The organism is Chitinophaga sp. SVR4-12A (genome assembly GCF_056754765.1).
In genome coordinates this window covers 716458-735425 of record NZ_JBPGWP010000001.1, presented here as the reverse complement: position 1 = coordinate 735425, position 18968 = coordinate 716458, and the positions used below count along the sequence as shown (strand labels likewise).

Sequence of the window (18968 nt, the reverse complement as noted above, 5' to 3'; positions counted from 1 at the left end):
ATAAAACAATGCCAGGAGATTATTCTCGAAAAATATTCAACCGCCTGAAGCACTACAGCGGAGTGCTGATGCAACAGGGCCGGGTACAACTGGATGCCGACTGGAATGAACAACTGGACATTCAGCAATACAGAACGCATACAGAGACCATCGATGTGATAGGCCCTTCCGGCGTGCCCAAAAAAGGGAGCGGTTTTAAGATCAGCGTGCTGCCGGGCGGTACCGACCTGGTGATCGCCCCGGGCCGCTTGTATGTGTCAGGCCTGCTGTGTGAGCTGGATCCTGCAGTTCCGCCTGTTACTTACAAGCAACAGCCCTGGTATCCCAACCCGGATATCCAGTACTTTATCAGCAGCCCTTTGTCCAGCCCCCCGGGAAGCCCGCCTTCGAGCCCGCCATCCAGTCCGCCATCCAGCCCTCCGGGAAGCCCGCCCTCGCCGGTTGTTTCACTGAACCTGCAGAACGGCGCCTATATTGTGTACCTGGAAGCCTGGCAGCGTGAGATCAATTATCACGATGATCCGCTGATCCAGGAAGTGGCCCTGGGAGAAGCAGATACCACCACCCGTTTGCAAACGGTATGGCAGGTAAAGCTGCTGAAGGTGAACCCAGGCAATGCTACGCCAGACTGTAATAGCGTGTTCCCCGAATGGGATAACACTATTCTTGCGCCCAGTGGCAAAATGAATGTGCGCACGAATAAAGCGGCTGATACGCCGAATCCCTGTTCGCTGCCACCAAGCGCCGGGTTTCGCCGTCTGGAGAATCAGCTGTACCGCGTAGAAGTGCAGCGCAATGGCACACGCGCGAACGCCAGGTTCAAATGGTCAAGGGACAATGGCTCTGTTGAAACCCGCATCGAGAAAGTGAACGGCAGTATCCTTACTGTTGCAGATGTAGGCAAGGATGATATACTGGGTTTCGGCATTGGCCAATGGGTGGAGATCATAGATGAAACAGCTACGCTGAACAATACACCGCATCCGCTGGTAAAAATCCACGGCATTAATCCCGCTACCCGCGAGATCACGCTGGAAAGCTCTGCCGCCGCCTATGTGGGCGTACCCAACCTGAAGCTGCGCAAATGGGATCAGTCGGATGCAGCTGCTACGGCAGATGGTATCCCGATGCCGGCAGACTGGGTAGACCTGGAAGATGGTATACAGGTATTTTTCTCCGATGGTAACTATAAAGCCGGCGACTATTGGCTGATCCCTGCCCGTACTGCTACCGGCGAAGTGGAATGGCCGCCTTATGCCATTCCCAATACCAGTCCGCTGGCACAGCTGCCCGCCGGAACACCGCACTATTACAGCCGCCTGGCACTGATCACCGTAACGAATGGCAACGCGGAAGTGGATGATTGCCGCGAACTGTTCCCTTCATTGACCGAGATCTGTGCAGATGATATCTGCTATACCAGTAATTCCTGCTTGTCGCAGGCCACTACTGTGCAGGAAGCGCTGGACCTGCTTTGCGCCAGCCGCAGTGGGGCCTGTACGTTCACCGCCATGCCGGGCTTGGGATGGGAAAGTGTGTTTAACCAGATCCCCGCGGGAACGGATGCGCAGGTATGCTTCCAGGCAGGATTGTACCCAGTGACGCAACCGGTACAGATCACCAACAAAGGACATATCAAGATCAGCGGCTGCGGCAACGGCACACGGATCGTGGCTGCCGCTGCAGAAGCAGCGCTGGTGTTTAATAATTGTAAGTCGGTACTCGTGCGCGATATCTATGCAGAAACGGGTAGTGCCGGTCCTGCACGTTTGAACGGCGCGCTTACCTTCATTAACTGTCCGAATGTAGATGTGGAGTATGTGAACCTGAAATGCGGCAGCGGCTTCACAAAAAATGCTACCTGTATCACTACCCGGAATGATGCAGCCAGTCCGGGACAGGTGCGCGTACAAAACTGCAACATGAGCGTAGGTTACCTGCAGCAGGGCATCCTGGTGGTGAACGCCTTGCGCTCGATGATAGAAAATAACGTGATCACGGTATACGACAGGCCGGCAAATGTGCTGACCTTTCCTGAGCTGCTGAAAGCGGCAGACTACCGGGCGGCCGCCAGAAGTATTTTCATGTACGATGTACAGCTTACTCCCGGCGATACGGCTCCCGGCATGGTGAACCTTACTTTCGCCAATGTCCGCATCATGTTCCGGTCATACAGCAGCCTGTTAACGCAGGCCGTCTGGGCTGCCTTGTTACAGGCAAACCCGCCTACCGACCAGGTGATCAGTACTTCAACAGGACTGTTGATGTACGTAAGAAAACTGGTAGACCGCATATTGCTGGATGAAGCCTTCAGGACTAACATTGGCAGGGGCAACGCATTTGCCTCCCTGTTTAACCTGGTAGCACGCACAGATGAAACATTCGGATGGGCAGGCATCACCGTTGGCGGACAGGTAGCAAAGGAAGTAAAGATCCGGAAAAATACAACAGCGGGTTTCCTGCAGGGCGTGCATGTTGGTGTGAGCCACCGGGCAACAGACAATGTGCGTGACCTGGCAGAAGCTATTACCATCGCGGATAACAACATTACCGTGGTGTTGCCGCTGTACGGCGGCCGCTGGGAACGGCACGGCATCTTTGCAGGTAATGCCCAAAGCCTGATCATTGAGAACAATCACGTGCAGCTGCGGCGCCTGAGCGCAGCCACTAACATACTGGCCATTGATGGAATCCGCGTATGGGGACAGCTGGGCGGCAGGATGATGGTGACGCAGAACCATGTGCTCAGTGCAGATAATAACCAGAAGAACAGCTTCAATACCGGTATTCATATCAACCCGGTATTGCAAAGGCCCGCCACTTCGCAATGGATCGTGATGTGGAATGTGGCGCCCTCGATCAATGCCACCGTTGTTGCCATCAACGGAGCCATAGCGCTGGAAGGAACCAATGCAGGCTGACAAAAAAAAGTTGGATGTTGCCGCTAAAAAGTCGATCAGAAAATTGGTGTTGCGGTTATTAATGTTTAACTTTATTACTGCAGCGCGATTCCGTTCGGTAAGGTAGAGTTGTAGTAATGCGTCTCTAGGGTTCGACTCCCGGCGTTGTACATAATTAGCGAGGGTGGCATCCGTCTCCCTCGTTTTTCTTTTTAGCCCCATACATATTCCCGCAAAAATCTACTGCCATGCTTCACGATACAGCCCCCATGGTTTCCTGTATCATGCCCACGTATAACCGCAGGGAGTTCATTCCTAATGCCATCCGTTATTTCCTGCGGCAGGACTATGATAACAAGGAACTGATCATTATTGATGACGGCACAGATAATATAGCAGACCTGGTGCCGGATGCTCCCATGATCCGCTATTACAGGCTGGATCAGAAGATCACGCTGGGCGCCAAACTCAACCTGGCTGCCGCTTACGCAAAGGGCGATATCATCGCCAACTGGGATGATGATGACTGGTATGCCATACGCCGCCTGAAATACCAGGTCACCGCATTGCAGCAGGCGCAGACAGATGTCTGCGGCATTAATCACCTGCTCTATTATGACCTGCAGAAACAAAACGCCTATCAATACATTTATCCTGCCAACCAGCGGGTGTGGTTATTAGGCAGCTCGCTTTGCTATACCCGCGAAACATGGAACAGGCATCGGTTTGCAGAGATCGATGTAGGTATGGACGGCCTCTTTGTATGGAGCATGCCGGCGGATCGGGTAACGGTACTACCGGATCCTACCTTCTCTGTGCACATGATCCACAACAGCAATGTAAGCCCTAAGAAAACAGATGGTATCTGGTGGCATCATTTCCCCGTTGAAGAAATTGAAAAAGTAATGGGACCGGATTGGCCATTGTATAAAGCTAACGGGGTAGTAGTACCGCAAGCTGTCGTGCAAACACCTGTATTACAGGAAAGATCCGGTTTACAGACTTATAAGCAGTTGCAAAACGTATATGCTTGCTTAGTGCATGAGAGCGAAGACTGTATTATAGACCTGGTGCGTAACCTGCATCATCTGGACCCGGATGCGGTGATCCTCTTGTACAACGGTGGCCAGCAAACAGGCCTGATGAAGCAGCATTTCCCCTTTCATAAATTCAATGCTTACATACATCCGGCGCCCGTGCCGGTAAGGTGGGGCTACCTGCATAGCTTTGCGCTGAACTGTATGGAATATGCGCTGGAGCATTTTCCCTTTGATACCATTACCATTGTGGATTCCGATCAACTGGCCATCCGCGGCGGGTTTACAGACTATATCAGCCGCTTCTTCTCCGGTGTGCAGGATGTTGGCATGCTATCGAGCAGGCAGGAAAAGGTGAACAGGGATACGAACATCGCACCTGCCATACATGCGTTCCGTGAATATGATCTCTGGCAACCTTTCCTGAAAAAGTTCCCCGATGGAGAGAACCAATTCCTGTACTGGACCTTCTGGCCATCTACTGTGTTTACTGCCGATGCTGCGAGAGACCTCGTGAAGATCTTTAAAGAAGACCAGCAGCTGCAGAACATTATGCAGGCATCGGGGATATGGGCCACCGAAGAGATCATTCTCCCCACTATTACCCGGTTGCTGGGCTATAACATTGCGCAGAACCCGAGCAGTTACGACTATGTGAAATATAAGGTCGCCCACAGCATATCCGACCTGGAACATGCCTTCCGCAGAACAGATGCCTTCTGGATGCACCCGGTGCTAAGGCAATACAATGATCCCGTGCGAACGCATGCCAGGAAAAGGTTTGGGCATTATGTAGATAACACCCCCCATTTAACTAATAACGCAATCCCCGCTATGTTACTCGCATCTAGTCTTTTAAACAAGGTAAAGCAGATCGAAGGATGGCTGGACGACCAGGAAGCAGACCTGCTGATGTCCAGCGCCATTAAAGCTGGTATAGACCTGCCTGCACCGCAGGTTGTCGTGGAAATAGGCAGCTACCAGGGCAAGTCTACCGTGCTGCTGGGAAGCGTCATGAAAACTTATTTCCCGCAGGGAAAAGTGTATGCCATTGATCCGCACGAAGGCGTAGTAGGCGCAGCGGACCAGGGCCTGCAGGCAACGCCGCCTACCTTGGTCCGCTTCAGACAGAATATAGAAAACGCTGGTTTATCTTCCGTAGTAGAGACCATCCAGGAATTCTCTTTCAATGTGAAATGGGAGAAGCCTATTTCTCTTTTATTCATTGACGGCCTGCACGATTACCCCAATGTAGCCAGGGATTTCTGGCACTTTGCCGGTTGGGTGAAACAGGGTGGCTACATTGCTTTTCACGACTATGCGGATTATTATCCCGGTGTACAGGCTTTCGTGAATGAGATACTGGCAACGCCTGCTTATAAGAAAATACAGCTGGCTAACAGTTTGATGGTAGTACAGAAAATATAAAGGTTTGAGGTTTGAGGTTTGAGGTTTGAGGTTCGTTGAAGGTTAGAGGTACAGATTAGCAGTCCGGCAATTATTTATGAACTTGCAACTTTGAACGAACCTCAAACCTCAAACCTCAAACCTCAAACCTGAACATGTAATCTGTTCTCGTATGAATAAACGTTCCCGCGCTGTTGTTACCATGGCGCAGAATGAAGCCGTATTCCTGCCTGTCTGGTGGAAATACTATTCCCGCTTCTTTGCACCGGAAGACATCTATATTTTGGATCACGATACCGTAGATGGTTCTACATCCGGTCCTGGTTTTGTACGGGTGCCGGTCTCGCATCCGGTCACAGACTGGGCATGGCACCGCGATATGCTGCAGCTGCAGCAAAACCGCCTGATCGCACAATATGACATGGTGCTCTGCACCGATGTGGACGAGATCGTGGCGCCGGATCCTGCTACCGGTGACCTGGGCGATTATATGGACCGCTTTGAAGGTGAGTTTGTTAACTGCCGTGGTTACGAAGTGCTGCACATGAATGAAACGGAAAGCCCGCTTGATTTCTCGCGCCCTATCCTGCAGCAGCGGGCGCACTGGTATTTTAACCCGGTGTATTCAAAGCCTCTGCTGGCCACGGTGCCCATGCAATGGCACGGCGGCTTGCATACCCGCGTAGATGGAAGAACAGCAGAAGATGCCTCTCTTTACCTGATCCACCTGCACCGGGCAGATTATGATATTTGCCATCACCGGCATTGCCAGCGTTCTTCCCAGGCCTGGAATCAGCGGGATATAGATGAACGCTGGGGCTACCAGAACAGGATCACGGAAGCGGAGCAGTTCAGGCACTGGTTCTACAATGACAGTTGTTCAGGTACGCCGATCTCCGTAGAACGCATACCCGACAAATGGAGAGATGTTGTATGATATTTCCTTCAAGATAATGTATGGGAAGCGAACAACAGGCTGTTGTTAAAACGCAGCAGGCTACTGTTAATGAAGCTGCGAAAACCGCTCCGAAAACGGAGCAGGCCAAACTCGCAGCGCAGGAGATCCCTTCTATTGTGCATGAGAACCTGCATGCCGCAGGCTATCCGCTGGATGCTGCTATCCGTACCTATTTCGAGCCGCGCTTCGGCCATGATTTCAGCCGTGTAAAAGTGCACAATGATAGCCGCGCACATGCATCTGCCCATGCGGTACATGCAGCGGCTTATACCGTAGGTACAGATATCACTTTTGCCGCTGGCCAATATCAGCCGCGTACTGTTGCCGGGAAGCGTTTACTGGCGCATGAATTAACCCATGTTGTACAGCAACGGCATGCAACAGCGGCGCCGCAGGCAGCGGCATTGCAGCTCGGCGCCCCGGCAGGTGCGGCGGAACAGGAAGCTTCACAGATCGCAGCTGCGATCGGGCAACAGGATGTATTGCCGCCGGTTACGGCGCAGTCTGCGTTGAGCCTTGCCCGTGCGCCCTTTGATGTGGAAGGGATCTCTGCAGCGGTGAACAGTGAAAAGGCTAAAGAAATAGATCCTAAAGGCCCTTTGTATCCTGCGTGGCCTGCAATGCCCGTGGCAAGGCTTTTCTCTGACTATGGTCTGAATCCTCCCAGGGGAGCGATCACCATGGCGGCAGATTATCCCAGCACTTTTAAAATGCCGGCGGATAAGTCCAAACCAATAAGCCCCGAGCCGAAGACCAAGCCGGATTCACCGGTGCCGTTATCCAATATCCCGGTGGAAGCACATTTCTTTCCCAGTGTGATGCTGGCTAAAGGAAAGGCCTTGGTAGTAGGTGGTTTCCATGGCGATGAGCGGCCGGGCTTCGAGGCTACCGATGCGCTGGTGGAAGAAATGAGGAACAACCTGGGCGCCGGCCTGGCTTTCAATACGATCGTGATCCCCCGCTTCAACGCGGCTGCTATAAAAGACGAGATGGATGGTGTGAAGTTCTGGCGTAACCGCTGTAACCGTCAGCGGGTAGATCTTAACAGGGATTTCCCCACAGGTGAAACACCGAAAGACACAGATTGCCCTAATACCGGTAAAGCGCCTAGGCAACCGGAAACAGTGGCCCTCATTAACCTTATTGAAAAATTTAAACCAGACCGGATCGTATCCGTACATGCCATCTCAACGCCCGCCAGCGCAGGCATCTTTGCAGATCCGGCCGCGAGTAAAGAAGCGATCAAACTGGCGCGTGGCATGGCCAGCACGCTCGTAAACCCATCAGACCGGCCGGCGAATCAATTGGGCACGGGCCCGGATGATTTTAATGCGGTGTACCCGCTTGACAGGGGTAAGAAAACACCCAGTGCGGGTACCAGCCTTGGCTCATGGGCGCCCAAAGCAGCGAGGCCGGGAGAAGAAACGCCGGTGATCACCATAGAAGCCCCTTCGTTCAAAGATCTCGGTAAAGGCAAGGGGGATGAAGCACGTACCGTTGAAGGCTTTGTAAGGCCTTTAAAAGCCTTCCTGGATGATCCCGATAAATTGACTACGGCTGCAGATCGTGACATACTGAAGGACATCGATGCATTTGATGCAGCAGACAGGGTAGCCTTTCTTACCGGTATAAAACCTGCCAGGAAGAATGATATTCTCAACCGCATCAAGTTCAGGGTAGATACGGCTATTGCAAGCCTCAACGCGATGAAGCCGCCGGTGGCGATCAAAGCGGTATCTGATATACGCCTGTTCTCCGATACATTTAGCGGAAGTACCTCACAGTCGCAGATCGTCTTTGAGAAGTTCTTTTTGTCTGGTAGCCGGGCCGGTGGCTGGGATACGCTGCCGAACGAATTCTTTAACAAAGGCGACCGGTCCAAGGGCGTGAATAAATCCAAATGGCTAGGCACGCCCTCCAAAGAGCGCCTGGACACCATTCTTAAATTTTCTGCATTGCCAGGTACCTCCCGTCATCACTGGGGCACGGAAGTAGATCTGAATTCAGTGAACGTAGATGACTGGAAACCCGGCAAGAAAGATTCGCTGGCTACGCTCAACACCTGGCTGCAGGCGAACGCGCCCAAAGTTGGGCTGATACAAAGTTATACGGCAGGCCGTAAAGGCGGATACAACGAAGAGCCCTGGCATTACTCTTATGCGCCTATTGCCGCGGGCTTAAGAGAACGGTATAACCGGGAAGTAAAACTGGATGAAGATGTGCGCAAAAAGATAAAAGCAGAATTTGAAAAGCGGGCTAAAGCAATAGGAGAGACTTTACCGGCAGATTTCGAAACTGCGCTGGGCGCAATAGATGTAAAAGCGCTGGTGAACGATATCGGTCCGGGACTTTGAACCATGCGTCATGGGAAACGGGAGAGTACATCAAACCAATTATGCATCGCCGGTGACGAGAGGAGCACTGCCACGTTCGCGTACCGCGCAGGATACTGCCGCCCTGGCGGCAACGCCGCGCTTTGATCATGATTTCAGTAAAGTGAAGGTACATGCAGACAGCAGCGTACAGTTGCGTCGCCAGCTGGGCACGGCCAAAACTACCGCGCCCATCGCCAGCGTATCGCCGCGTACAGAAATGCTGAAGCAGTTAACAGATGAAACCACGCTCTTTAGTAATGCAAGCGCCATTGCAGAATGGGTGAAAAGTAAAGCGCCTGCACCGGCTACCGGAACAACGGGCGCTCCTGTGGCTGCTCCTCCTGTTTTCACGTTCACCACAGAGGAATTACTGAAAGACAAGGCACTGCTGAAGAAGATCAAGCCAAAGCCCGCTAAGGCGGAAGACCTGACGGCGATGTTAGACCTGCTGGTGAGCTATGGGTTCCTGGAACGCGCGGCTGCGGCTACACCCGGAACACCTGCCAGCCCCGGTACACCGGCTACGCCAGGAACGCCCGCTTCCTTTACACTGAAAAGGGACCCCAAAACACAGCAACCTGACCTGACTGCTTTCGACAAGGATAAAAAAAGCGTGAAAGACTTTAAAGATAAATTTGAGAAACGCCAGGAACGTCCCAGCTCCCTCGACCCGGTAGTGGAAACCAGCGTGCTGCCTGCCACCATGGCCGCCGGGGCGGGAGATGAATTTAAAGCGGAGAAAACAGCAGAAACCAACCTGGCAAAATTAAAGAAGGAGCTGGAGGACCTGGACAAGAGCGGCGCAACAGATGAGAAAGCACAGGAGAAACGAAAAGCGCTGGAAGTAAAGATAGCAAAGGCAGAAAAAGCATATGCCAACGCACAGGGATTCCACACCTTTGCTGCAGATGTGAGCAACCTGCTGACGCGCTTACGGGCCACCAATACCGACTGGAAAGCCGGCACCTATCCCGGGCACTCCTGGGGCGAGTTCTCGGCAGATATTTTCCTGTCCACCGGCCTCGAAGAAGTAAAAGATATCGGCGATTACTCCGGTAAATACTGGAACCGCAAAGTAGTCAGGAAGTTTTTTGACGACCTCAATGCTGAATGTGAAAAAGAAGACCCAACAACCGGTAAATTTGCATGGAGAGCCATTTACAATGATGTGCCACTGGCCGGCGAGATCAACAAGAAATATGGCGCCGGCAGGGTAGTGCAAAAAGAAAACCACGGCCCCGATGGAAAGAAGCTGCACATTCACCTGGACCTGAGACCTGTTAAACAGCGCCTGGATACAAAGAGCGGATTTGAGATCAACAAAGGGCGTATCAAGATCCTCTAAATGATTTGTTATGGCAAAAGGGATGTTACAACGGAAATGCGGTTGCGGACAAGAGCACTCCGGCGGAGGCGAATGCCCGGAATGCCGTAAGAAACGCGAAGGCAGCCTGCAGCGCTCCCCACTGCATGAAGCGGCAACCGGCACCGCGCCGCCGCTGGTGCATGAGGTATTGAACGCACCCGGACAGTCGCTCGACACCGGTACCCGTGCCATGATGGAGCCGCATTTCGGTCATGATTTCAGCAATGTACGGATCCACACCGACGATAAGGCGGCCGCATCCGCGCGGGCTGTCAATGCACAAGCCTATACCGTAGGCCGCGATATTGTGTTCGGTAACGGCAGCTATGCACCGGGGCAGTCCGGCGGACAGGAACTCCTGGCGCATGAGCTCACCCACGTTGTACAGCAATCCGGCGCTGAAAAACCTTCCGGAGATCTACAGATCGGTGCAGCAGGAGATGCCTTTGAACAGGAGGCGGAAAGCAATGCACAAAGCATCGGCGCCCGCGAAGGGGCGCTGAGCAGCCGGCATGCCGGCGCTGGTGTGTTGCAGAAGAGCCCCGATCCACCTTCACCTTTTCCCGCACTGAACCTGCCCAGTGATTCCATCTCATTGGAAAGCAGCGATGCGCCTGTTGTGACCAACCCTAAACTGGTGCAGCTGGCAACGGCATTCAAAGGAATGATCGCAGCTAACCCCAGCGCCTATATTAAATTATCTTCCTACCTGAGTGAAGCAGCCAAAATGAACAGCGCCAAATCCAAAGAAGAGCAGGGACAGCTGCAGCAGCGGATGAGCGCCTTCCAGCAGGCATTGGTCCTGTTAGGAGTACCGGCCGGCAGTATACAAATAGAGCCTGCCACTGCTTACAACGCAAAGGGCGCAGGCGTGATCACTGCAGATCTGTATAAAGCACCACGGGCATTACCGCCGGGCTTATTAGTACCGCCCTCACCTGCCGGAGGCCTTGGGCAACCGGGACCTGGTCCTGCCCCGGCGGGCGGCGGGAAATCATTAAGCGATCTGCTTTCCTTTAAGTTCAAGGCAGGCCCGCTGGAGTTTGCAGCAGAGATACCTAAGTCGGTGTCGGCGAAGCTGCCGTTGTCACTGGGCGGAGCCAAATCGCTGGCATTTGAACTGAAAGCAGAAACTTCCGGCGACTTCTCTTTTGCGATTGCCCTGAACGGTTTACCGCATATAAAAGTAGCTGCCAAGGTAGGCCTGAAAGTGGACAAGGACAAAGGTACCAGTGGCTCTGCAGGCCTCGAGATCAGCACCACCAAAACCACCTGTACTGCGCCCAGCCCCGAATCGCTGAAGAGCAAGATCACTGCTGCCGGGGAAAAGCTGAAGAAAGCCATGAAAGAGCTGGAGACAGCGGCGCCAGACGACCGCCTGTCCAAGCTGGCAGACATTGCCGGCGCCATAGGAGAGATGTACGATGCGGTAGACAAAGCCAAGGGCAGCTGTAAGGAAGTGCCACGCGCTACTTTCAACTTTGGCGTACAGGGCCCGCTGTCACCCAGCGACTCGGCCCTGAATGATCCTGACCCAACGAAGCGCCCGTCCTCCTTTATTGGCGGAACCCTCACCATTCCATTCTGACCCTTAAGCCTGCTGCCTATGCAACAACAAGCTATCAAACAAGCGCCCAAAGCGCCGCCCGTCACGAAAGACGAAGGCATAAAGCTGCACCGTAAATGCGGTTGCAATCACAAAACTGCTGCGGAAGGGGAATGTGAGGAGTGTAAGAAAAAGCGGGAAACCAAATTACAGCGGGCGCCTGCCAACGCACAGCATACAGATGAAGTGCCTGAGCTGGTATATGATGTGCTGCAATCGCCCGGTCATCCGCTGGACACCGGCATCCGCCGTTTTATGGAGCCGCGCTTTGATCATGACTTCAGCCGCGTGCGTGTGCATACGGATGCCAGGGCAGGCGAGTCTGCCAGGGCGGTCAATGCATTAGCGTATACCGTTGGCCGTGATATTGTTTTCGGCGAAGGCCAGTATACGGCTGCTACTAAAGAAGGGCAACAACTGATCGCTCATGAGCTGACACATACCATTCAACAGCAGGGTTTTGCAGGAGCGCCTGCTGGACTGGAGATCGATTCGCCCGGCAGCTCGCATGAAAGAGAAGCAGAGCAGGCTTCAGCGGCGGTATTGTCAAACAATAGGGAAGCTAAGCCCGGATCTCAAAGCGTTGCTTCGCCAATGGTATCCCGGGCAGATCCTGATGCTGTTGGCTTCACTATACGGGAAGGGCAGGTGGCCCGTTCCGGTGTGCAGTTCTTTCCAACTAACGTAACAGATACCGTAGTAGGTCCGGTGACAGCGCAGGGCGGACTGCTGAGCGGCGGCGCTAACCGCCTGCATGTGATCATCGGGCGCGGCATGACCATGCGCCGCCTGGCGCGTATACTACTGCCCTTGTGGACCACTGCCACACCGTTCACCCCAAGCGGTGCAGCTGCGCCTTTGCCGCTGGATATCATTACAGAAGAAGAACTGGCGCAGGGGCTGCTGATGTACAACGCTACTTACCTGCGGATTCCTTTCATGACCAACTGGCGGGAAGGGCTGCGTTTTCCTTTGCCCATAGAGCTGAACGGCACCGTAGGTACGCTGCATCCCTTGCAAATAAAAGGATTGGCCGGCAGCTTTGATCCGCTGCACGCGCCCCTGCTGGACAGGCCCGCTGCCAGTGCCGCTCCCGGACCAGGGGCTACGCCTGTGCAGCTGGATGTAGGAATCTTCCTGGCAACAGAAACCACCGCCCTGGCCCGTGGTATTGCGTTGATGGCCAGAGCCCTGACCAATGCCGAGGCAGAGCTGCCTTTCATACAGGAGGCTTTTAGGCAGACTGCCGGCCCGGCTGCATTCGACATGGCCCTTGCTTTTATGGATAACATGGTCAATAACGAGGTGGCCGTATTAGCTGCACAAAGAAACGGCAACGCCATACTCACGGAAATACGTAATGCGCTGGCGGCCGCCCCGGCAACCCCTTCGGCTGCCCAGCAGCAAAGCCTTACCCGGGCCAATGCTATGCTGGCAGCAGCAGCGCCTGCACCTGCATTGGCGCCGCCAACAACCGTGCGCACCCGTGCAGAAAAGACCGTCACAATAGATACCCTGCAGCTGCAGGGATCTACCAAGAATATCGCTACTGATTTTGCTGTAGCCAATGCTATTTTCTCCCAATGCAATATTCGGGTGGTGCAAGGGGTGAACGCTCCTGTGCCGCAGCCGCCAGCGCCTACTACACAACAAATGCTGGGCGGAGATACCGATCTGCGTTCAGGCAACAATTGCGCGGCGCCTTCCCCGGAAGAGACAAGATTGTTCAGGGACGGCAGCGCTAATGCGGGTTTTAATGCAAGGTTCCGTGCTTTCTATGTAGATACCGTCAGCAACATCGCCGCGGCGGCGTATTCCTGCAGGCCCGGTTTAAGTCCGCACCCGCTTTTCCGTAATACCATCGTGGTGGCAAATACGGCTGATACGGCGACTTTAGCGCACGAACTGGGTCATATCCTTATTAATACGGACCATATCGCGGCGCCGGCCCTGATGGATCCTACTCCAACAGGAGCAAACACGCAGATTCCGGCCATCAGCGACGCGAATTGCACAACGGCATATAATAATGCCTAACTTGCGGTGCAGCTTTTTTAATACTTATGAACGGTCCGAATCTTGAGAAACGTAACAATGTCTATATCCCCCGGGATGCTGAACCGGATGCCACCTTTGCAGAGCGCTACCTGGCCCTGAGAGAAAAGGAAAGGCGGGTGTACAGCAACGAGGAGCTGGCAAAGCTCCCTGATATAGAGGCAGGCCACCCGCATTACCATGAGTGGCTGATCCGCAAGGCCTCCTGCCAAAAGCTGCAATCTCTGCTAAAAGCCAGGCAAAAGCCCTTACAGGTCTTGGAAGTGGGCTGCGGCAATGGCTGGCTGTCCAACCAGCTGGCAAAGGTACCGCATGTACAGGTTACCGGCCTGGATGTCAACCTGCCGGAGCTGGAACAGGGCGCAGCGGTTTTTACAGCCCCTAACCTGCGTTTTATTTATGGAGAATTAAGGGATTTTGTGTTGGGCGCAGAACGCTTTGATGTAATCGTGTTCGCTGCATCTGTTGCTTATTTTCCTTCCCTGCCGGAGATCATCAGCATAGCCCTGCAACACCTGCTGCCAGGCGGGGAGATCCATATTATAGACACCTTTTTCTATAAAAAGAACGAAGTGCCTGCTGCCCGGCAGCGAACCTTTGATTATTACAGCAGCATGGGTTTCCCTGAAATGGCGGGCAATTATTTTCATTTCAGCCTGGAAGACCTGGATGGATTTAACTATACGGTGCTGCAGAAAAATAATCCCTTCTTACAAAAAGTATTACGGAGACCAAGAAAATTCCACTGGATCTGCATCCGCCCGGATTAAGCCTACTGTTATCCCGGTGTTTCCCCCGAAAAACGCCCTTTTTGCCCTATGAAACCCCGGTGAAAGCCCGGTGAAACACCACCCCCCTATACTAGTCGTAATAATACGATGAATCCCCCCTCCACTTACTCTTTTTTACCACTTACTGATCCTTCTTTCGCATATCTATGCAATCGTTTGCAATTCTTTAAATATTTCCTACCTTCAATATGCTGCGCAGAAAACAAAACCCTATAATGCTCACTTTTTAAACCACGTTTTTATGAAAACACATGCCTGTTCCTACCTGCTGTTGCTATGCTGCTGCCTGGCAGGACCGCTATCTGCCGCCACCATCCAGGTAAGTTCACTTTCCGCCTTGCAAACGGCCGTCAATAATGCCGTACCGGGAGATGTCATCGTTCTGGTCAATGGCGTATATACCGCCGGTACTGATATTACCATCAATAAACAGGGTACGGCTGCACAGCCGATCACCATTGCCGCGCAATCCATCGGGGGTGCAGAGATTAAGGGTACTGCCGGTTTTAATATCGTGAGCCCGGCGCGGTACATCATCATCCGCGGTTTTAAATTTACGCACAATGCATCGCAGGCTACCATGGCCAGCGGCACCAGCTTTTGCCGCTGGACGCAGAATGTGTTCGAAACACCGGGCGATGGTGAGAACCTGGCGCTGAATGGCAATGATCATGAAGTAGACTATAACACCTTTCAGCACAAGAACGCCATGGGCCGTTTTATCACCCTGCGCGGAACCGGCAGCCAGATAGGTCAGCGTATTCATATCCATCATAATTATTTCTTTGATCACCGGCAGCAAACGGGGAACGGCGCAGAATCTGTGCAGATAGGCCTGAGCGGTTACAGCCTTTCTTCCAGCAATAGTATCATTGAATATAACCTCTTTGAAGAATGTGAGGGTGAAAATGAGATGGTATCCATCAAAGCCTCTGCTGTCACCTTCCGCTACAATACCATCCGTAACTGCCCGGCGCATTTGACCTTACGCCACGGCAACCGCAACCTGGTGTACGGCAACTATTTTATCAACACCCCCGGCGTCCGCATCTTCGGGGATGATCATTCCATCTACAGCAATCACTTTGAAAATTGTAACCCGGCTATCAATATTGGCAATGGAGACGGAGAAGTAGCAGATGGCGCTGCACTGACCGTGCATGATCGCCCTGACCGGGTGCTGATCGCTTTCAATACGCTGGTGAACAACCCTGCTAATGTGATACAGAGCGGACGCACCAACGGCTTAGGCGCTACTGCCGTTACCGTGGCAAACAACATCATACAGGGTGGGGGAGCAGGGGCTTCCATCGCAGGGCCTTATACCGGGGCCGTATGGTCAGGTAATATCCTGTATAATACGAACGGCGCAGGCAGCATACCATCCGGCGGATACAGTACTGCCAACCCTTTGCTGGCACGGGATGCTACCGGCGCCTTCCACCTGCAGGCGGGAAGTCCCGCTATCGGTACCGCCACCGGCACTTACCCGGTTGTTACAAGCGATATGGATGGCCAGGCACGTATCGCTCCCTTGGATAAAGGAGCGGATGAAGTGTCTGCAGCGGCTGTTACCGCCCGTATTTTAACGCCTGCCATGGTAGGGCCGAATGCTGTTGCTAAGCCGGGCAGCGCAGCTATCGCTTTCAGGGATCCTTACTAGATACCGCCGCCGTTACCGTCACCTCTACATTAGCGCCTAATACGAGCTCTTTAACGGCTACGCATGTACGGGCAGGTAACGGTGGTTGGAAATATTTTACATACACCTCGTTGAAGTCGGCAAATTGTTTAATGTCTTTCAGGTATACGGTTACCGTCACCACATTGGAAAAATCCACGCTGGCCTGCTTCAGTACACCTTGGATATTGGCCATGGTCTGCTTCACCTCATCCGCAAAGCTGCTGCTCACCAGCTTGCCGGTCTGCGGGTTAACGCCTATTTGTCCTGAAACAAAAACGAACCCGTTTACGGCCCTGTAAGGACTGAAAGGAAGCGATGTTTCCTTGTCGGATTGGGCCATAGCAGTAGTAGTGATAAAACAGGCGACCAGGAACGCCAGCCGTTTATAGAATGAAGACATAGCAGAGTTTTAACTTTAAAGATAAACCAAAGCTGTCAGCGCAATTAAATTATTATTTTTACCGCCGGTAAAATGATAGGAAACAGCATGAACCTGAACAGATTTGCGGACAGCCCTTTTCAAATAGCACTTTGTTTTTATCAGCTGATCGAAAACCTGGAGAAGCAAGCTGCCGATCCATCGAATGAGTGCGCTGCGCACGCACAGGCGCTGCTGCGCGACATTGCTCCCTATCCTGAATTGAGGAACGGGCTCACAGACCCTGCGCAGCTGGAACAACATGCAGTGCTGATCCGCCGCCTGCTGGCCGACTGCTTTCCGCAGGCGCTCACTTTCAATGAGATCAAGGCCATTGCCCTTCCTTATGAGACCATCATCTTCAATCATACAGAAAGGTTTAAAAATATACTGCGTGATGCAGGTCCGGATTTTTCTTTCAATATCCGCGATTTTGATACAGACCAGGCCTATATTGCCAGCTGCTGCATTATCCTGAATGAATTCTACGGTACGCGCCTGGATTTCAGCCAGCCCCTGTTCTACGACATTCCTACGGCAGAAGGGATCATCAAGCATTACCGCATCCTGTACAATGCGGATTTCATGGATATCTTTCCCACCGAAAGATCCATTCCCCTCAGCCAGGAAGATATTGATCTGCTGCTGAACAGCTATGACAACATTGCCCTGTGGAGGGAAAAATTCCCCCCGCAGTCCTGGCTGCTCAAAGGTTTCACGATCATGTCGCTGTTCGATGCCACGGTAGAGAACGCGGTATCTATACTAAAAGAGAAACTGTTGTCCATCCAGGCAGATGGGCTGGAAGAAAGCATAGAGACCATTTTCCGCTCCATCTTCCGCATGCCGCACATTCAGCTGGGCCTGACGATATTTGACCAGGAAGAAGGTACCCTGAGCACAAACGCTTTAGGCCACCGGTCGCGCAGCTTTATCCTGCAGGAGGACAATAATATCTCCCCGGCAGATGTGCTGTGCAACAATGCTTACCGTTGCCTGTTGAAGAAGAGGGGCTATTTTGCCGTTGCCGATACGGCAGAATACCTGGCCGCCAACCCGGGCAGCCTCATGGCCACCCGCCTTTTATCGCAAAATGTGAACAGCTTCATCCTGGCGCCGGTGGTCAAAAACCAGCAGCTGTTCGGCGTGCTGGAAGTAGCGTCTGAAATGCCCAAGGCCCTGAACAGCATCAATGCCAATAAGCTGGACGTGGTAATGCCTTACCTGACCGATAATATAGAACGCCTGGTGGCCGAATGGCAAAACCAGATCCAGGCCGTCATCCAGGACCGCTACACCGCTATTCACAGAAGCGTATACTGGAAGTTCAGGGAAGAGGCCAAAACGCTCATCACCGACCTGCAGGAAGGCCGGCAGGCCACGCTCAACGAGATCGTATTCCCGGATGTATACCCCCTGTACGGCCAGATCGATATCAAAGGCTCGTCAGACGCGCGTAACGACAGTATCCGTCAGGATCTGAAAAAGCAGCTGCATGCCTTAACGGCCCTGCTGAAAACATTACCGGAGGACGCCCTCGCAGCTGAAAAGCCGCTGTTGGAGGAGCATAGCCGGCAACTCGGCCAACCGCTGCGGGCAGATACCGAACAATTGCTGACAAATTACCTGGAACAGCACATCCACGTGCTGCTCCGGCCTTTCAGCGGCCATGCGCAGGTGGATCAATATTTCAGGGAAGCAGACAAGGAGCAGGGTGCCTTTCATGCACACCGCCGGAAGTATGAGCAAACCATCTCAGACATCAACAGCAACCTGGCCAGCGTGATAGACCGCCGCCAGACATCCGCCCAGGGCATTTTTCCGCATTACTATGAGCGCTTTAAAACCGATGGAGTAGAGCATAACCTATACATAGGGCCTTCCATCGCTCCCCGGGAAGGCTTTGATATGGAGAAATTACAGGCCATCCGCCTGTGGCAGCTGGAAGTGCTCTGTGAAATGGATGCAGCGCACCGCTGCATCAAGACGGTGCTGCCTATTCCGCTGGACGTTACCGCCCTGATCCTGGTATACCATGCCACGATCGCCATCCGCTTCCGGATGGATGAGAAGCGTTTCGATGTGGATGGCAGCTATAACGCCCGCTTTGAGATCGTCAAGAAGCGCATCGATAAAGCGCATGTGAAGGACAGTATCGAACGGATCGTGCAGGCCGGATGCCTGACCATTGTTTATTCCAGTCAGGCGGAAGAGGAGGAGTACCTGCAGTATGTCCGGATCCTGCAAGCCAGGGGCAAGCTGGGCAGCCGGGTGGAGCGCCTGGATGTGGAAGATTTGCAAGGGGTATCCGGAATGAAAGCATTACGTATGAAGATCACGGCCGTGTAGCAATTGTTTGAATTTTACAAGT

General features: G+C 53.1%; 11 protein-coding genes. 10 read left to right on the top strand and 1 reads right to left on the bottom strand.

Annotated features, from left to right (window positions below; translation table 11 throughout):
• The first annotated feature begins 8 nt into the window (after positions 1 to 8).
• The 9 genes from ACR9Y8_RS02870 to ACR9Y8_RS02830 all read left to right on the top strand — a co-directional run bounded on the left by ACR9Y8_RS02870 (position 9) and on the right by ACR9Y8_RS02830 (position 16158).
• Positions 9 to 2921 carry a DUF6519 domain-containing protein gene (locus ACR9Y8_RS02870; protein ID WP_481211720.1) on the top strand — a complete coding sequence of 971 codons (2913 nt, stop codon included), beginning with the start codon at positions 9 to 11 and terminating at the stop codon, positions 2919 to 2921.
• Between the two features lie 227 nt (positions 2922 to 3148).
• Positions 3149 to 5365 (top strand): glycosyltransferase, encoded by a 2217-nt coding sequence (locus ACR9Y8_RS02865; protein WP_481211719.1) that lies wholly within the window; start codon positions 3149 to 3151, stop codon positions 5363 to 5365.
• A 151-nt stretch (positions 5366 to 5516) separates the two neighbouring features.
• Positions 5517 to 6281 carry a glycosyltransferase family 2 protein gene (locus tag ACR9Y8_RS02860; RefSeq protein WP_481211718.1) on the top strand — a complete coding sequence of 255 codons (765 nt, stop codon included), beginning with the start codon at positions 5517 to 5519 and terminating at the stop codon, positions 6279 to 6281.
• Positions 6282 to 6301: 20 nt separating this feature from the next.
• Entirely contained in the window at positions 6302 to 8656 is a 2355-nt protein-coding gene (locus ACR9Y8_RS02855; protein WP_481211717.1) for an eCIS core domain-containing protein, read from the top strand.
• 10 nt (positions 8657 to 8666) lie between these two features.
• Positions 8667 to 10022 (top strand): hypothetical protein, encoded by a 1356-nt coding sequence (locus ACR9Y8_RS02850; protein WP_481211716.1) that lies wholly within the window; start codon positions 8667 to 8669, stop codon positions 10020 to 10022.
• A gap of 10 nt (positions 10023 to 10032) precedes the next feature.
• On the top strand, positions 10033 to 11631 hold the full coding sequence (locus ACR9Y8_RS02845; RefSeq protein ID WP_481211715.1) for an eCIS core domain-containing protein: 1599 nt from the start codon (positions 10033 to 10035) through the stop codon (positions 11629 to 11631).
• 18 nt (positions 11632 to 11649) lie between these two features.
• Positions 11650 to 13686 (top strand): eCIS core domain-containing protein, encoded by a 2037-nt coding sequence (locus ACR9Y8_RS02840; RefSeq protein ID WP_481211714.1) that lies wholly within the window; start codon positions 11650 to 11652, stop codon positions 13684 to 13686.
• Positions 13687 to 13712: 26 nt separating this feature from the next.
• A complete protein-coding gene (locus ACR9Y8_RS02835) occupies positions 13713 to 14474 on the top strand; it encodes a class I SAM-dependent methyltransferase (protein WP_481211713.1) in 762 nt (253 codons plus the stop codon).
• 262 nt (positions 14475 to 14736) lie between these two features.
• Positions 14737 to 16158 carry a polysaccharide lyase 6 family protein gene (locus tag ACR9Y8_RS02830; protein ID WP_481211712.1) on the top strand — a complete coding sequence of 474 codons (1422 nt, stop codon included), beginning with the start codon at positions 14737 to 14739 and terminating at the stop codon, positions 16156 to 16158.
• On the opposite strand, the gene ACR9Y8_RS02825 is transcribed toward ACR9Y8_RS02830, so the two are convergent.
• Positions 16142 to 16579: a RidA family protein gene (locus tag ACR9Y8_RS02825; protein WP_481211711.1), complete on the bottom strand. Its 438-nt coding sequence runs from the start codon at positions 16577 to 16579 to the stop codon at positions 16142 to 16144. The genes ACR9Y8_RS02830 and ACR9Y8_RS02825 overlap by 17 nt on opposite strands.
• Positions 16580 to 16666: 87 nt before the next feature.
• On the opposite strand from ACR9Y8_RS02825, the gene ACR9Y8_RS02820 reads away from it, so the two are divergent.
• A complete protein-coding gene (locus ACR9Y8_RS02820) occupies positions 16667 to 18946 on the top strand; it encodes a GAF domain-containing protein (RefSeq protein ID WP_481211710.1) in 2280 nt (759 codons plus the stop codon).
• Positions 18947 to 18968: the final 22 nt, after the last annotated feature.

What these genes read in the sequence shown, in the direction of transcription:
- ACR9Y8_RS02825 (WP_481211711.1), bottom strand. Translation starts at nt 16,579, where the DNA reads ATGTCTTCATTCTATAAACGGCTGGCGTTCCTGGTCGCCTGTTTTATC.
- ACR9Y8_RS02845 (WP_481211715.1), top strand. Translation starts at nt 10,033, where the DNA reads ATGGCAAAAGGGATGTTACAACGGAAATGCGGTTGCGGACAAGAGCAC.
- ACR9Y8_RS02850 (WP_481211716.1), top strand. Translation starts at nt 8,667, where the DNA reads ATGGGAAACGGGAGAGTACATCAAACCAATTATGCATCGCCGGTGACG.
- ACR9Y8_RS02835 (WP_481211713.1), top strand. Translation starts at nt 13,713, where the DNA reads ATGAACGGTCCGAATCTTGAGAAACGTAACAATGTCTATATCCCCCGG.
- ACR9Y8_RS02855 (WP_481211717.1), top strand. Translation starts at nt 6,302, where the DNA reads ATGGGAAGCGAACAACAGGCTGTTGTTAAAACGCAGCAGGCTACTGTT.
- ACR9Y8_RS02870 (WP_481211720.1), top strand. Translation starts at nt 9, where the DNA reads ATGCCAGGAGATTATTCTCGAAAAATATTCAACCGCCTGAAGCACTAC.
- ACR9Y8_RS02820 (WP_481211710.1), top strand. Translation starts at nt 16,667, where the DNA reads ATGAACCTGAACAGATTTGCGGACAGCCCTTTTCAAATAGCACTTTGT.
- ACR9Y8_RS02830 (WP_481211712.1), top strand. Translation starts at nt 14,737, where the DNA reads ATGAAAACACATGCCTGTTCCTACCTGCTGTTGCTATGCTGCTGCCTG.
- ACR9Y8_RS02865 (WP_481211719.1), top strand. Translation starts at nt 3,149, where the DNA reads ATGCTTCACGATACAGCCCCCATGGTTTCCTGTATCATGCCCACGTAT.
- ACR9Y8_RS02840 (WP_481211714.1), top strand. Translation starts at nt 11,650, where the DNA reads ATGCAACAACAAGCTATCAAACAAGCGCCCAAAGCGCCGCCCGTCACG.
- ACR9Y8_RS02860 (WP_481211718.1), top strand. Translation starts at nt 5,517, where the DNA reads ATGAATAAACGTTCCCGCGCTGTTGTTACCATGGCGCAGAATGAAGCC.